Genomic DNA, 14,550 nt, shown 5'->3' with positions numbered 1-14,550 from the left:
GAGGGCCCCCCCCCCCCCCCCCCGCGGTGGCCTCGGCCTCTCCCCATTCTATTCCGCATTGATGTCCGAATTCCCGATTTCCGATTTCTCGGGCCAAGCCGGCATATATGAACTATCCGGCTTTGGGAACATCTGCGGAAGCGTTAAGTAATTAATAGTCTTTAGCAAGAAATCAGCCACGGATTGATTCTGAAAGCCGAAGTTAACCGTCACAATTTTTGACAAGTCCCACTTGTGACCCTGTCGCCCTCTTCGTAAGTTGTTGTAGTGTAAACTATTCACCATTGTGGCGCGGGAATTGCAATGTCTTCTGGAGACGCTGCAAACCCTGGGGGTTAACATGATCCGTAAATCAACACTGGCCGCCGCGTTGGCGGTTTTGATACCGCTGAGCTTCACGAACGTTTCCGCTGAAGCCACGCCGGTGCTGGAGAGCAGTCAAAAGACGGTCGATGGCGCCCCGATGAACCTCGGGAATTCCACATCCGGGACCGACGACGCCTTCACCGGAATCCTGGTCACCATGTGGTCCATGTTCGGAACCAATCCCGGAGAGCAGGGGCCCGGACCGATCGTGGGCGATGACCCGACACAAGTCCCCGAGCCCGGTACGCTCGCGCTGCTTGGCGCGGGCCTTGTCGGCTTGGCCGTGCTGAGGCGGCGGAAAGCGGCCTGAGCCCCGATATCCGGAACGCTCTACACCCCGCCACGTAGGCGGGGTTTTTCATTTCGACGGCGATGCGCGGGCCGCGCTGTTGGCCGAGGGCGCCATCGCGAGGCCGGCGATCGGGATGCCGCTCGTGCGGGCGATCGAGACCCCGCAAGCGAGTCTCCGACTCCGGGGGATTCCGCCGAGATCGCCCCGGACTACCCACCCTGAACAGGGTTCAAGCAGATCCCGAATGTCGGCAGGGAAGAATCTCTTTAGTTAAGGCTGGAAAATTGGCTTCAAGTTTTCCAAGTTTTATGGTATTTACTCGATATATATTGTTTCAGTTAAAATATGATTGGTTTCTTTACATAGATTAATAGTTAACTCACGCCTGCGGTTATTTTCGCTCGCTCGGTGCGAGCGCCGTCCGGAGTTGAACGGAGCGACCATCGGCTGAATTCCAGGAAGGAAGTGGCCAGCATGCCTCCGGTGCATGCTGGCGCTGGGCAGGAAGGAGCGCGATCAGGATGATCAGATCGAAACGCATTTTGGAGAGCCTCGCGGCTGCGGCGATGATCGTCGCGCTGAGCGCCTGCGCCGGTGGCGGCGGGAGCGGCGGGGGCGATGCTCTCGGCGGCAATATCCCGGTGTCGGACGACCCGCAATATGCAGATGACGGAACGAAGCTGGCCGATGCGCCGGACGGCACCGAGTTCCCGCTTCTCCAGACGCAAGGGTATTACGCCAACGGCGGCGGGAAGATCACGGGCGAGCCCGGCGCGCGGAAGGCATCCATTACGCCGCTGGCGGACGGCATGCGTCTCAAGGTCGAGAACTTTATGGACGTCGAATTCCGCGATGGGTCGCACCGCACTGTGAAAAACGGTGTCGTCACCTATACGAAGAATGTTAGCGGCAGGGAGGTCGTGCTCCAACTCTACGGTGTGCTGGCGGGCCTCGATTATATGGAACTCGGTGCCTGGGCCATCTCGAACGGCGGTCCAACGGATCTCGAGGTCGGCATCGGCGTTGGTGTCGGCGGCTATGAGACGCGTCCGAGCGATATGCCGACCAGTGGAACCGCGACATACACTGGCAAAATGGTCGGCGTGGCTGTGGATAGCACCGGCGACGCCTACGATCTTCTCGGCAACGCGGCGATGACAGCGGACTTTGGGTCCGGCAACGTATCGGGAAACTTCACCGGCACGACCGCCACGAACGTCGAAACGCTAGCGAGTTCGCCATGGAATGACGTGAACTTCGGCGGCACCATTGCCGCCGGCTCGAATGACTTCAGCGGCACGACGAGCGTGGGCGGTGCTAACACCAATCCTGGTGGGCTCGCCGACGACGCCTCCGGCGTAGTTGGGGGCAAGTTCTTCGGACCGGGTGCTGACGAAGCTGGCGGCGCCTGGACCCTCGAGGATTCCTCTGGAAACGTGGCGACCGGCGCTTTCGGGGTGACGCAGTAAGCCGTCGCGAAGGACTCGCAGGCACGGGATCTCTGAGAGCAGAAATCGCCGTTCCGACAGGCCCGGTTCACGACAGGCAGGATCATCGATGCCAGGAAGGCCGATCATGTTTGCCCTCGCGGGGGTGCTTGCGTGGCTGCTGACGATAGCCTCCGCAAGCGGCGCCACGCCAAAGGTGGACGCGACGCGCGGCGTCATCCTGCATGCGCTGCAGGAGGTCGGCCCGCTGATGCGGGACGGCGAGTTCGAACGCGCCAGGGACCTGCTGCTCGAGTTGGAGCGGTCTTATCCGAGGTCGAACGATATCGACTTCCTGCTCGGGCAGATCGCGCTGGCGCAGAAGGACTATGACACCGCCATCGAGCGGTTCCGGGCGATCCTGGTCCGGGACCCGGCGCTGCCGCGCGTCCGGCTCGAGCTCGGCCGGGCGTTCTTCCTGAACGGCGAGGACGACAACGCCAAGCACCAGTTCGGTCTGGCGCTCGCGGGCGATATGCCGGAGTCCGTCGTCGACAACGTCAACCGCTACCTCGACGCGATCCGCGAGCGCAAGGGCTGGCACGTCGACCTCAGCGTCGGGCTGGCGCCCGATACCAACATCAATGCCGGCCCGGCGATCGAGACGGTCGAGCTGTTCGGGCGTCCCTTCATCCTGTCCAAGGATGCGCGCGAGCGTTCGGGCGTCGGCTTCAAGGGCACGCTCGGCGGCCAGTATTATCATCCCGTCACCGAGCGGACGCAGATCCGTCTCGGTGCCCAGACCTTCGTCACCGAATATAGCGGCGGCACGTTCGACGACTACATCGCCTCGTTCCATGCCGGTCCCCGCTTCTCCATCGAGAAGGGCGACGTCAGTCTTCTCCTGACCGCGAACAAGCGCTGGTATGGCGGCGAGGCCTATAGCTGGGCGATCGGCGGCCGGATCGAGGCCAACCGGCGCCTCACCGAGCGCATCATCCTCGGCGGCGCGATCGAACGCCAGGAAATCACCTATGACCGGAACGACGATGCGAGCGGGCCGCTGACGACGGCGGTCGCCGTCGCCGTCTATGCGCTGACGCCGAACAGCTATCTCCGTCTCCTGGCCGGCGTGGCGCGCGAGGACGCCGCCGTCGACGTGTTCCGGAACACCGCCTGGCGCACGGGGATCGGCTATTTGCACGAGTTCCCGGACGGCTGGACGGCAACCCTGCAGCCGGAGGTCACGTTTACCGACTATGACGAGAAAGCGGCCGCCTATGACGAGGTGCGAAAAGACCGCTCACTGCGTGCGCGGGTGAGCCTTCTGAACCGCCGTTGGAGTCTGTTCGGCTTCACGCCGCAGCTCAGCTATATCTATTCCCGCCGCAACTCGAGCCTCGATCTCTACGATTTTGATCGTCACCAGATCGAGATCGGCGCTACGCAGCAGTTCTAAAACGGCTCCGGGGGCACGAGAATCGAGTTATGCCGAGCTTGCACTTGCCGGTCGGCGGGTGCCAAGCTTTGGCCGGGATATCGAACAATCGAGGAAGCGGCCGCGGGACGCGAAATGTCAGGCCATCCGTTCGCCGTTGTGCTCGGCGCCACCAGTCTCGTCGGGCCCTATCTCTGTGAGCGTCTGTCCGTTGCGGGCTTCCTCGGCGACGCTATCAGCCGACGACCGCCGACCGATGAGGCGGCGATGCCGGCGGGGTTCCGTTGGCGCCGACTGGACATCCAGAGCCCGGGAGGCTGGCGCGTGCCCGCGGGCACCGTAATCCTGTCTCTGGTGCCGTTATGGCGGTTGTCCGATGCGCTTCCCAGCCTTGAGGCGGCACGCCACATCATCGTGGTCGGCACGACCAGCGTCTTCTCCAAGGCGACGAGCGCGGACCCTCGCGAAGCCGATCTGGTGGCGCGGATCGCGACAGCCGAAGAACGGGTTCAGCAATTTTGCCGAAACGCCGGCTGCAGCTGGACGGTCTTGCGGCCGACCTTGATCTACGACCCGGGCCGGGACAGGAATATCAGCGAGATCGCACGGGTTATCCGCCGGTTCGGCTTCTTTCCCATCGTCCGGCCAGGAAACGGATTGCGTCAGCCGGTTCATGCCGACGACGTCGCCCAAGCAATGGTGGCGGCCATCGACAACCCGGATGCGTGGGATCGGGCATTCAATCTCCCTGGCGGCGAGACGCTGCCCTACCGCGAGATGGTTTGCCGCATTTTCTCCGGCCTCGGGCAGCGGCCGGCGATTCTTCCCGTGCCGGGAAGCCTGCTGCGGATGGCCTTTGCCGCGGCGCGCCCGATCTATGGCGGGCGTTATAGTCCGGCGCTGCTCGCTCGGATGAATCAGGATCTTGCGTTCGATGGAAGGCCGGCCCAACAGGCTTTGCGATTCGATCCTCGGCCGTTCCGCCCGGTGTTTCCGGCGGGATGAAGGTGACTCACCACAGAGGCACGGAGACACAGAGGAAGACGCCAAGCTCCGTGCCTCTGTGCCTTTGTGGTTCCCGGAGGCGGTTGATGAACGCGGTCGTGACGATGCCCGCGGTGATCACAGCGAAGCGCGCGAGGATGCCAGCGTTGACCACGGCCCTATAGGCCGTCGGGGTGCCGTCGAAGTTCTTCCGAAAATGCCGCATGAAGCCGCGGGTCTTGTGCCACTCCACCGTCAGTCGTCCGGCGCCGCTGGTTCCCTTGTGGTGGAGGACCGAAACCTGCGGAACAAAGAAGATCTCGCCTCCGGCGGCGCGGAAGCGATGGCAGAAATCGATGTCCTCGACATGGAGGAAGTATCCTTCGTCCATGCCGCCGATCCGCCAGTAGTCCGCAGTCGGCAGAATCATGCAGGCGCCGCTGATGACCGGCACCGATATGGCGTGCCGCGGCACCGGCAAGTCGTTCAGATTGACCCGTGTGAAGCGGCCCGGCATCAGGCGATCGAGACGGCAGACCTCCGCCAGTGCCGTTCGGGGTGTCAGCATCTCGCGCCGCGCGCCGCGCTGCTCGCTGCCGTCGGGATTGACCAGCCGACATCCCAGCATCCAGGGCCGCGGCCGACGTGCGGCTTCCGCAAGGAGCGTCGGCAGCGCGTTCGGAGGCAGGCGGCAATCAGGGTTCAGGAACAGGAGAAAGGAGCCGCCCGCGCGCCGTGCGCCGAGATTGCAGCCGGCCGCGAATCCGACATTGCCGTGACCCGAGATCACGACCAGCCGCGGATCGAGATCGGCGCGGCGGTGAATTTCGCGGAGGATCGAATCCGGGTTGCCGTTATCGACGAGGATCAATTCACGAAGAGCATCCTGTGCGAGCACGCCCTCGATCGCCTCGAACAGCACGGCTCCCGTGTGATAGCTGACCATGATCGTGCTGACGCCTGCTTCCATCGAGGCGTCCATCCGCTCAAGAGCCTATGCAGCCGGGGCGGAATGTCGATGATTCGGCGCCAGGGGCGTCTATCGTCCTGCGCCGGAACGGAGCAAGGGGCGACCATCGCAACGCCCGTGCGATGTCCAGGGTCGAGGCGCGCCTTTGGCGCTGTATCTCGCGACGGGTCGCCCAGATCGGGCCGAGGCCGCGGACGCCGTGGGCCATCCCACCCCATGTCGATTTCAGCGAGCCCCGGCCCGCGGCGCGCAGCAGCAATATGAGGCTTGCGAGCAGATGAACCGGCAGCAACGGCCAGAACAAGGGGCCGGGCATGTTCTTGACGAAGGTCCAAAGCCGGTTGCGGGTGCCATGATAGACGCTGAAATCGCTCCGTCGTCCGGCGCTTGCCGATCCGACATGCCGGACGACGGCTTCCGCGACCTGAATGTTTCGACCGCCGGCGAGGCGCAGGCGGAAGGCGAGATCGATGTCTTCGCAATAACAGAAGAACCGCTCGTCGAATCCGCCCGCCGCGAGGAAGGCGTCGCGGCGATACAGCGCGGCGGCGGCGCAAGGCCCGAACGCAGCTTGCTCGTCGGCGGCATCTGCCACCGGCCGGCCCTCCTTGCTCCGCCAGACGAGGCCCGTAGCGTGGTAGAGGTCCCCGGCGCCGTCGAGCCGGTCCGGCCGATGGAAGTCGATCTGGGTCGAGCCGAACATCGGGGCATCGGGATGGCGATCCGTCGCCGCCCTCAGCCGTTCGAGCCAATCGGGCTCCGGAAACGCGTCGGCGTTCAACGTCGCCAGCCATTCCGCCTGGGTGTTGCGCGCCGCCCAGTTGTTGGCTTTTGCGAAACCCAAATTTTCAGGCGATCGCAGCAATCGGAAATTCGGCGGAAGCGTTCCGAGCTCGTCGATCGCGCCGTCGCCCGATCCGTTGTCGACGATGATGACCTCGAAATCCTGGTAAATCTGCTGCGACAGGTCGGCGACGCACCGGGCCAGATGCGGCGCGTTGTTGTAGGTGACGATGACGACGCAGACGGATGGCGTGGTCATGCCGGCGCGACGTGCTCCTACGGTGGAGAAGACGGCGTGAACGAGACTCAGGCGCCGCCGTCGGTTTATCGGATCAGACCATTGTTGTCGGTGTGAAGGTTCTCCGGAAAATTGGCGGAATTCTTGGAAGGATAGATCGGAAATCGCTCTTCCGGAAGAGAGCAATGCCTGTGTCCTCCGGTCGCGGTATTTCTATCGATCCAGGCTGCGTTCGAATCTTGACCGAGAGGACGAAGGCAGTCTTAGTAAGGAGAGCCTTGAGCATATATCGCGCAGGAACGACAAGCGTGAAAGTCATCGGAACGGCGATTCCGGACATCAAGCTCATTCAGCCGGTCAGGCACGGCGACACACGCGGGTTCCTATCCGAGACCTATAACAAACGGATGCTGGCCGCGAGCGGGATCACCGTCGATTTCGTACAGGACAATCACTCCCTGTCGGCGGCCAGCGGCACGGTCCGCGGACTTCATTTCCAGAGTCCCCCCTTCGCCCAGACCAAGCTGGTGCGCGTGACCCGGGGCGCCATCTACGACGTTGCCGTCGACCTGCGGGCAGGCTCCCCCACCTTCGGGCGGCATGTCGCCGCCATCCTGAGCGCGGAGGACTGGAACCAGCTGCTCATTCCTGTCGGCTTCGCGCACGGCTTCTGCACCCTGACGGCGGAAGCCGAGGTTCTCTACAAAGTCGATCAGTATTATTCCCGAGACAACGATCTCGGCCTGTTGTGGAACGATCCCGATCTGGCGATCGACTGGCCGGTAGAGGAGGCGAGCGCCATCCTGTCCGAGAAGGACCGACGACTCCCGCGGCTGCGGGATCTTCCGACATGGTTCCGCTGATCGGCGGGGGTATTACTACCGGTGAGTTCCATTAGGGAACCTCGGCCGCCATTTCTTCGTTCACTAGCTGACCGGGAGATGGAAAGAACCGTGAAGGTCGTCGTTACAGGCGGTGCGGGGTTCATCGGCTCCGCCCTTGTTCGGTATCTGATCGGCGAAACCGACTTCGCCGTCATCAACCTCGACAAACTGACCTATGCAGCGGATCTGGCATCGCTTGACGAGGCGAGCTGCCATCCGCGCTACCGGTTCGAGCAGACCGATATCTGCGATAGCGCCGCGCTCGACCGCTTGTTTGCACGACACCGGCCGGATGCGGTGATGCATCTTGCCGCCGAGTCGCATGTCGACCGGTCGATCGACGGCCCCGCCGCCTTCATCCAATCCAACATCGTCGGAACCTACACGCTGCTCGAGGCCGTGCGGCGATATTGGATGGCACTCGAAGGGCGACGGCGCGCCGCGTTTCGCTTTCACCATGTCTCGACGGACGAGGTCTATGGCACCCTGGGTGCGGCCGGCAAGTTCACCGAGGAAACGCCCTACCAGCCGAACTCGCCATATTCCGCGAGCAAGGCTGCGGCCGATCATCTCGCGCGTGCTTGGAACAAGACCTACGGCCTGCCGGTCGTGATCAGCAATTGTACGAACAATTACGGCCCTCGCCAGTTTCCCGAAAAGCTGATTCCGCTGACGATCCTGAACGCCGTCGCAGGCGAACGGCTGCCGATCTACGGCACCGGTGAGAACGTTCGCGACTGGCTCCATGTCGAGGATCATGCGGAAGCGCTCCATCTGATTCTGCGGCACGGGCGAATCGGCGAGAAGTACAATGTGAGCGGCGACTGCGAGCGGTCGAACATCGCCGTCGTCCGCCAGATCTGCGCGATCCTCGACGAGTTGCTGCCGAACTCGCCGCATCGGCCGCACGAGCATCTGATCCATTTCGTCACCGACCGCCCCGGTCACGACGAGCGCTATGCGATGGATGCGACGAAGCTTCGGCGGGAGCTGGGCTGGGCGCCGCGCCATACGTTCGAAATCGGCCTGCGCCAGACGGTGCGCTGGTATCTTAAAAATCCCAATTGGACAAACCGCATCCGGACCGAGCGTTATCGCGGCGAACGGCTTGGCCTGGGGGAACGGCCGCACGCGGACATGGCGTTTCCGGTCGCGTAATGAGCAGCGAGCGGCGGATCCGCGTTCTGGTGCTCGGCGGGGACGGGCAGGTGGGGCGCGAGCTGATGCGAGCCGTTCCGCCGGCCGGCTTCTCGGTGACGGGGCTGGGGCGCGACGCCCTCGACATCACCCGGCCCGACGCCATCGCCAGTGCGATCGGGGTCGCGCAATGCGGTTTCGTCGTCAATGCGGCGGCCTACACCCAGGTCGATCGCGCCGAAAGCGAGCGAGAGCAGGCGTTCGCCGTCAATCGCGACGGTGCCGCTTATATTGCGGAGGCGTGCCGCTCCCGCGACCTGCCGCTGCTTCATCTGTCGACCGATTACGTATTCGACGGAACCAAGGCCGCGGCCTATACCGAATCGGACGCGGTCCGCCCCCTGGGCGTCTATGGCGAAAGCAAGGAGGCCGGCGAACGCGCCATTCGGGATCGGTTGGATCAGCATCTGATTCTGCGCACCGCCTGGGTGTTCAGCCCGTTCCGCCACAACTTCGTCAAGACGATGCTCCGTCTTGGCCGCGAGCGCGAGGAGATCGGAGTCGTCGACGATCAGACCGGCTGTCCCACCGCGGCGGCGGACATTGCTCGGACGATTCTGACGGTCGCGGAACGCGCCGTCGGCGATGGATTCGATCGCTGGGGGACCTATCATTTCTGCAACGCCGGGCTGACCACCTGGCACGGCTTGGCGCGGGCGATCTTTGCCGCAGCCGCGGCCCGGGGTGCTCCAACGCCGCGCCTCCGGGCGATCGAAACATTGGATTACCCGACGCCGGCGCGACGGCCGGCAAACTCCGTCCTGGATTGCGGGCGCATCGCGGCCGCCTTCGGCATCACCCCGCGGCTATGGCGCGCGGCGCTGGATGAGTGCTTGGATGAATTGCTGGGACCCGATGGAAGGGATAAACGGCAATGAAGGGAATCATCCTGGCAGGCGGAGCAGGTACGCGGCTGCATCCAGTAACTCATGCGGTCAGCAAGCAGCTTCTGCCGGTCTATGACAAGCCGATGGTCTATTATCCGCTATCGACCCTGATGCTCGCCGGCATTCGCGACATTTTCGTCATTACGACGCCGGACGATGCCGCATTGTACCGCAAGCTTCTGGGCGACGGGACGCAATGGGGGATGACTATTGCCTATGCCGTACAACCGCGCCCGGAGGGGCTGGCGCAGGCCTTCATCATCGGCCGCGACTTCATCGACGATGACCGCTGCGCCCTCGTACTCGGCGATAACCTGTTCCACGGGCACGGGCTGGTCGAGATGCTGGTGCATGCGGCGGAGCGGCCGGAGGGCGCCACCGTCTTCGGCTATTGGGTCGAAGACCCGGAGCGCTATGGCGTGCTCGGATTCGATGCCGACGGCCGGGTGGTCAGTATCGAGGAGAAGCCGCAAAGGCCGAAATCCAACTGGGCGGTGACCGGCCTCTATTTCTACGACAACCAAGTCGTCGACATCGCCGCCCGGGTGAAGCCGTCCGGACGCGGCGAGTTGGAGATCACGGACGTGAACCTGGCTTATCTTGAAATGGGCGCGCTGCGGGTCGAGAAGATGGGGCGGGGCTTCGCCTGGCTCGATACCGGAACCCATGAATCGCTGCTCGAGGCGGCGGAGTTCGTCCGCGCGATGGAGCGGCGCCAAGGGCTGAAGATCGCCTGCGTCGAGGAGATCGCTCACCGAAAGGGGTTCATCGGGTCGGAGCAGCTCGCCGGCCTCGCGGAGCCGCTGAAGCACACGACCTATGGCAAGTACCTGATGAGGATCGTGCGGGAGGAGGTCGACGGTTGATGCGCGGCCGCAGGGATAAGGCCTTCTGATGAGCGCGACCGAAGATCCGGTCCGCATCTTCGTCGGCACCGACCGCTCCCAGCTCCTGGCGGTGAAGGTCCTCGACTATTCCGTCAGGCGCCATACCGACCTACCAGTCGAGCTGATCCCGATGCTCGACCTGCCGCTGCCCGAGCCGCGCGATCTGCGCCAACGCCAGCGCACGGGCTTCAGCTTCGCGCGCTTCGCCATTCCGCGTCTGGCCGGCTATCGCGGCCGCGCCCTCTATCTCGATGCCGATATGCTGGTCCTTCAGGACATCGCCGAACTTTGGACCCTGCCGTTCGATGGCGCGAAGGTGATAATCCAGGAGGCGATACCCGAGGAGCATCGAGGCAAGCGACGGCTCGGCCGGACAAGGCGTGCCAAGCAATGCTCGGTGATGTTGCTCGATTGCGAGCGCCTGGATTGGCAACCGGAGGCGATCATCGCCGGCCTCGACGGTGCCTACGGCTACGAAGATCTGGTCCACCGCCTCTGCATCCTCGACGAGACCGAGATTCGCTATGCGGTCCCATTCCGGTGGAACAGCCTTGAGGTCTACCGGCCGGAAACCTGCCTGATCCACTACACTGACATGGAGACTCAGCCCTGGGTGTCGACGGACAACAGGAACGGCTGGCTCTGGTTGAACGAGGTCAAGCAGATGTTGGAGGCGGGCGCTCTGAGCTGGGCCGAAATCGAAGAGGAGGTGCGTTTCGGCCATTTTCGCCCGTCCTTGCTGGCCGAACTGCGCCTGCCGGCCGATCATTCCATCGCTGACCGGACGCGCAAGGCCATGCTGGACCGAATCGATGCCGACGCCGGATTCATCAAGCACCGGGCGGCTTATGCGGCGATGCGGGAGCGCGAAGCGGCGGCCCGATCATCATTGTCGACCCGGCTTCTCCCGCTGCGACGAACATTCGGACGCGCCGCCAGACGATACGGCCTGCGCTGACGGAACCGACCTGCGCGCTCGCCGGCTGACGGCATCCTCGATGATCCGGTCGAGAATTCTTGCCGCGCCATCACCCGGGAGGACGGCCTTGTCGACGAAGCTGCGTCCGAGGGTCAGGAGTTGCGCCCGATCGGAGTCGCGCAGGAAGCGGAGCCAGTCTGCCTCCTCGCGGAGAATCGGCAGCGGCCGATAGAGCGGAAGATTCAGGTCATAGCCGGCGACCGCGGCCGGCAAGCCGACCCGGGCGGCATCGAGGATCGCGGTCGAGGGTGTCGAGATCACGGCGTCGGCATGAGCGATCAAGGCCGGTGCCGTGAAGGCCTCCCAACGTGGGTCCGCCGGATCGATGAGCAGGATGTTCCGGCTCTCGGACAGGGCTCTTCGCCGTCCGTGATTAAGCCAGCGCCCGGCATGATGCGGCTTGACCAGGAAGCGCCATTCGGGCAGCGCCCGCGCCGTCGCGCAAAGGTCCGCGATGAACTGGCGGCGATAGAGGTCGCTGAACCGGTGCCAGTGGAGATTCTCGAAGACGGCGACGGTGACGCCGGTCGTGGCCTCGATCGGAAGTGGCGTCGCAGCGGGCTGTATCGGCTTCGGGCAACCGACGGCGACGCAGCGCGCCAGCGTTTCCGGCGATACCGCCGTCTCCAGCCGCGAGAGGTCCTGCCAGGTGAAGATCGTCGCCGAGGCGAAGGATACGGTCCTGTCATGGACCGAGTCGAAATAGGTCAGGCCGACATTCTCGTAGCCATGCTGAACCGTGTAGGTCCGGACGCCGCGGCTGCGCCCGTGGCGCGTCAGCGCGTGGCCCAGCCTGTGCGCGGGCAGGTCGCTTTCGGCGGCGGTCAGCAGCGCGTCATAGGCCTGATCGACCCACAGCGCGCCATTCAGGATCTCCGCCTCGGTCACGACGCGCGGGACGATCTGCATCTCGAGCAGCGCCCGATAGACCCGGGGCGACTCGGTCAGGACGCCCTGCGGCACCGCGATGGTCGGAACCAGATCCGTGCGCTGTCGGGCTGCCGCTATGATGGGTAGAAGCAGGTCGAGATCTTGCGGCAACGTCACGGCGATGAGGAGGCGCGTCTCGGCCGATGAGGTGCGGGCGGAACGTGGAGGCGAGGCGCGGACAGGCAGCGCCGATCGCAGCGTCTCCGCCCACTTGGTGGCAACGGCCGCGCCGGAATAGTCGGCGGCGATGATCGCCGCGGCGCTGTCGAGATGCCGCTTCACCAAAACCGGGTCCGTGAGATAGGCGCGAATGCCGTGCTCCCAGTCATCCGCGACGATGCACGCCTTCAGCGGTTCGAGCGCCGGAAGCATGGTGGCCACCACCGGCGTTCCGTGGCCGAGTGCCAGAGTGATCCGGTTCGATGACTTCGCCAGCATCAGGTCATCGGTCGGATTCGGCATTACGCAGAGATCGGCGGAGCGGATCAGTTCGTGGATCGCGACCGGGTCCCAATCGACATAGGCGGTCGGCAGCGCCAGGGGTTCGATATAGCGGTCATATTTATCCCGGCTGTTGCTCGCGACCACGAGATGGAGCGGAATGTCTCGGGAGATTCGCTCCAGAATCGGCGCGATGGAAAGCAGCGACAGCATTCCCTTGGCATGGCCGGAACCGTGGTTGCCGAACCAGAGGATGCGCTTGCCGGGCAGGCCGGATGCGACCGTCGCAACGGCGGACGATTTCTGTCTGGTACCCTTCGGTTGCGACGCCCCACCCTGGCGCCGCAACATCGCCGTGACGAGGCGCCAGTCGGCCTCGGATTCCACCGGGTCCGGGACCATGAGCACCGGCAGTTCGCGCGGCAGGCTCCGTCGCGCGATATCGGCCAGGAAGAGGCTGGGCGTGATCACGGCGGAGGCGAGGGCGGCGAGCGCGTCGAAATATTTTCGCCAGACCTTGCCGGACGCCCCCCGATAGCTCGGGTGCCAGATGTTCTCGCACTGGTCCAGCAGAACGGGGATGCCGGCATCGTCGGCAAGATGCGCCGCCGCGAGCGACCAGGGGTCGAAATACTTCACGATCACCAGGCAGTCGGCCTTGCGGACCTCTTTCAGATTCGTCCGCGAAATGAAGACGGAGTCGAATCCGAGCGCCTCCAGATGCGCCGCCGGAAGGAAGCAGCGATAGCGCAGGCTCGCGACCTGCGGATCCCGCTCCGGGGCGTACCAGGCGATCGTGATTCGGGATCGGTCTCCCGGCATCGAGACGGCGAAATCGAGAATCCGGCGGGCGAAATTGTCCCAGTCATAGTGCTCCACCGTGCCGCGGACATCGGTGTCGAGCTCGAAGGCGCGCTCGATCAGCGCACAGATCCGTTCGGTCGGCGCGCCGGGCTCGAAGAGGAAGCCGTTCTCGCCGTCGGCGATGAGATCCGGCGCGAAGCCGGTGCGGCTCGCAACAGGAACCACATTGCTCATCATCGCCTCGACCAGCGGAATCGGGCCACCCTCGAGAAGCGACGGCGACACGAACACGTCCATCTGCGCGTAAGCGTCGGGGTAGGCCGCGTAGTCCAGTTCCCAATACCGGAAGTTCGGGCAGGCTTCGAGCTCGGCGAATCGCGGATAGTCCTTCCAGTTCCGGCCGACCAGGAGAAACCTGCGATGCGGCATGCGCTGCACGATCTGGAGAATCATGTCGGGGTTCTTGCGCTCGTAGAACGCCGAGACAAAGCCAACAGCGCCAACCCCGGAGCGTCGATGGGGTCGGAACAGAAGCGGGTCTGCAGCGCCGAGAACGACCGCCGCCCGATCCTCGCGGAGCCCCTTGGCGACCATCGCCCGCGCGAACGCGGAGCAGCTGAAGATCACCTTCGTGCTGTCGTTCAGCCCGTCGACGATCTCCTTCTCGCTATAGGGTATGGGACTCGGATGCGTGAACCAGACGAGAAGGTTCGCAGACTTGAAGTGCGGCGAGTCGCGGCGATGCTTCAGATAGACCCATTGATGGGCGAAAAAATAGGTGCGCGCCTTCGGGAAGGGCGGCTGGTTCTCGATGATGATCCAACGTCCGTCCGTCCGCCGGCCGATCTCCGCGCAGATCGCTTCAAGAATCCAGCCTTCACACTTCGGCGGGATGATGAAGACGAGGTCGAATTCCTCAACGGAGGGCCTTGCGCGGTGCGCGGCGTTCCACCGTCGCAAGCGGTGGTGCGTGTCGCGCGCGAGGGCGCGCGCGGGGCCCGGAAGATGTCTTGCGAGAAACTGTCGCAGCCTCGACATCGGCG

General features: G+C 64.1%; 12 protein-coding genes. 9 read left to right on the top strand and 3 right to left on the bottom strand.

Annotated features, from left to right (window positions below):
• Nucleotides 1-340 precede the first annotated feature (340 nt).
• From DT069_RS24870 to DT069_RS03425, 4 genes are all read left to right on the top strand, one after another.
• Nucleotides 341-676 carry a PEP-CTERM sorting domain-containing protein gene (locus tag DT069_RS24870; protein ID WP_425449965.1) on the top strand — a complete coding sequence of 112 codons (336 nt, stop codon included), beginning with the start codon at nt 341-343 and terminating at the stop codon, nt 674-676.
• Nucleotides 677-1,224: 548 nt separating this feature from the next.
• The gene (locus tag DT069_RS03435) at nt 1,225-2,127 is read left to right on the top strand and encodes a transferrin-binding protein-like solute binding protein (protein ID WP_162912954.1); all 903 of its coding nucleotides are present in this window, start codon (nt 1,225-1,227) and stop codon (nt 2,125-2,127) included.
• A 106-nt stretch (nt 2,128-2,233) separates the two neighbouring features.
• The gene (locus tag DT069_RS03430; RefSeq protein WP_162912953.1) at nt 2,234-3,544 is read left to right on the top strand and encodes a surface lipoprotein assembly modifier; all 1,311 of its coding nucleotides are present in this window, start codon (nt 2,234-2,236) and stop codon (nt 3,542-3,544) included.
• Nucleotides 3,545-3,658: 114 nt separating this feature from the next.
• Nucleotides 3,659-4,528 carry an NAD-dependent epimerase/dehydratase family protein gene (locus DT069_RS03425; RefSeq protein WP_119458833.1) on the top strand — a complete coding sequence of 290 codons (870 nt, stop codon included), beginning with the start codon at nt 3,659-3,661 and terminating at the stop codon, nt 4,526-4,528.
• A gap of 7 nt (nt 4,529-4,535) precedes the next feature.
• On the opposite strand, the gene DT069_RS03420 is transcribed toward DT069_RS03425, so the two are convergent.
• Both DT069_RS03420 and DT069_RS03415 read right to left on the bottom strand, forming a co-directional pair.
• Nucleotides 4,536-5,477: a glycosyltransferase family 2 protein gene (locus DT069_RS03420; protein WP_162912952.1), complete on the bottom strand. Its 942-nt coding sequence runs from the start codon at nt 5,475-5,477 to the stop codon at nt 4,536-4,538.
• 16 nt (nt 5,478-5,493) lie between these two features.
• A complete protein-coding gene (locus tag DT069_RS03415; protein WP_119458831.1) occupies nt 5,494-6,519 on the bottom strand; it encodes a glycosyltransferase family 2 protein in 1,026 nt (341 codons plus the stop codon).
• 287 nt (nt 6,520-6,806) lie between these two features.
• Between DT069_RS03415 and rfbC the strand changes: the two genes are divergently transcribed.
• The 5 genes from rfbC (at nt 6,807) to DT069_RS03390 (ending at nt 11,311) form a co-directional block, all read left to right on the top strand.
• Nucleotides 6,807-7,361, top strand: coding sequence for a dTDP-4-dehydrorhamnose 3,5-epimerase (gene rfbC / locus DT069_RS03410; protein WP_425449964.1), 555 nt, complete (start codon nt 6,807-6,809; stop codon nt 7,359-7,361).
• A gap of 90 nt (nt 7,362-7,451) precedes the next feature.
• Nucleotides 7,452-8,540, top strand: coding sequence for a dTDP-glucose 4,6-dehydratase (gene rfbB / locus DT069_RS03405; RefSeq protein WP_425449963.1), 1,089 nt, complete (start codon nt 7,452-7,454; stop codon nt 8,538-8,540).
• Complete coding sequence (gene rfbD, locus DT069_RS03400) at nt 8,540-9,457, top strand: dTDP-4-dehydrorhamnose reductase (RefSeq protein WP_119458828.1); 918 nt, start codon at nt 8,540-8,542, stop codon at nt 9,455-9,457. Before rfbB ends, rfbD begins: the two co-directional genes overlap by 1 nt.
• Nucleotides 9,454-10,332 (top strand): glucose-1-phosphate thymidylyltransferase RfbA, encoded by an 879-nt coding sequence (rfbA, locus tag DT069_RS03395; protein WP_119458827.1) that lies wholly within the window; start codon nt 9,454-9,456, stop codon nt 10,330-10,332. Before rfbD ends, rfbA begins: the two co-directional genes overlap by 4 nt.
• A 28-nt stretch (nt 10,333-10,360) precedes the next feature.
• Nucleotides 10,361-11,311: a glycosyltransferase gene (locus DT069_RS03390; protein WP_119458826.1), complete on the top strand. Its 951-nt coding sequence runs from the start codon at nt 10,361-10,363 to the stop codon at nt 11,309-11,311.
• On the opposite strand, the gene DT069_RS03385 is transcribed toward DT069_RS03390, so the two are convergent.
• Entirely contained in the window at nt 11,240-14,545 is a 3,306-nt protein-coding gene (locus DT069_RS03385; protein ID WP_162912951.1) for a glycosyltransferase family 4 protein, read from the bottom strand. The genes DT069_RS03390 and DT069_RS03385 overlap by 72 nt on opposite strands.
• Between the last annotated feature and the right edge of the window lie 5 nt (nt 14,546-14,550).

Origin of the sequence: Virgifigura deserti, from assembly GCA_003576685.1 — a bacterium.
GTDB classification, from domain to species: domain Bacteria; phylum Pseudomonadota; class Alphaproteobacteria; order Dongiales; family Dongiaceae; genus Virgifigura; species Virgifigura deserti.
Note: the sequence above shows the minus strand (reverse complement) of the source record. Positions and strands in the feature narration are given on the sequence as shown.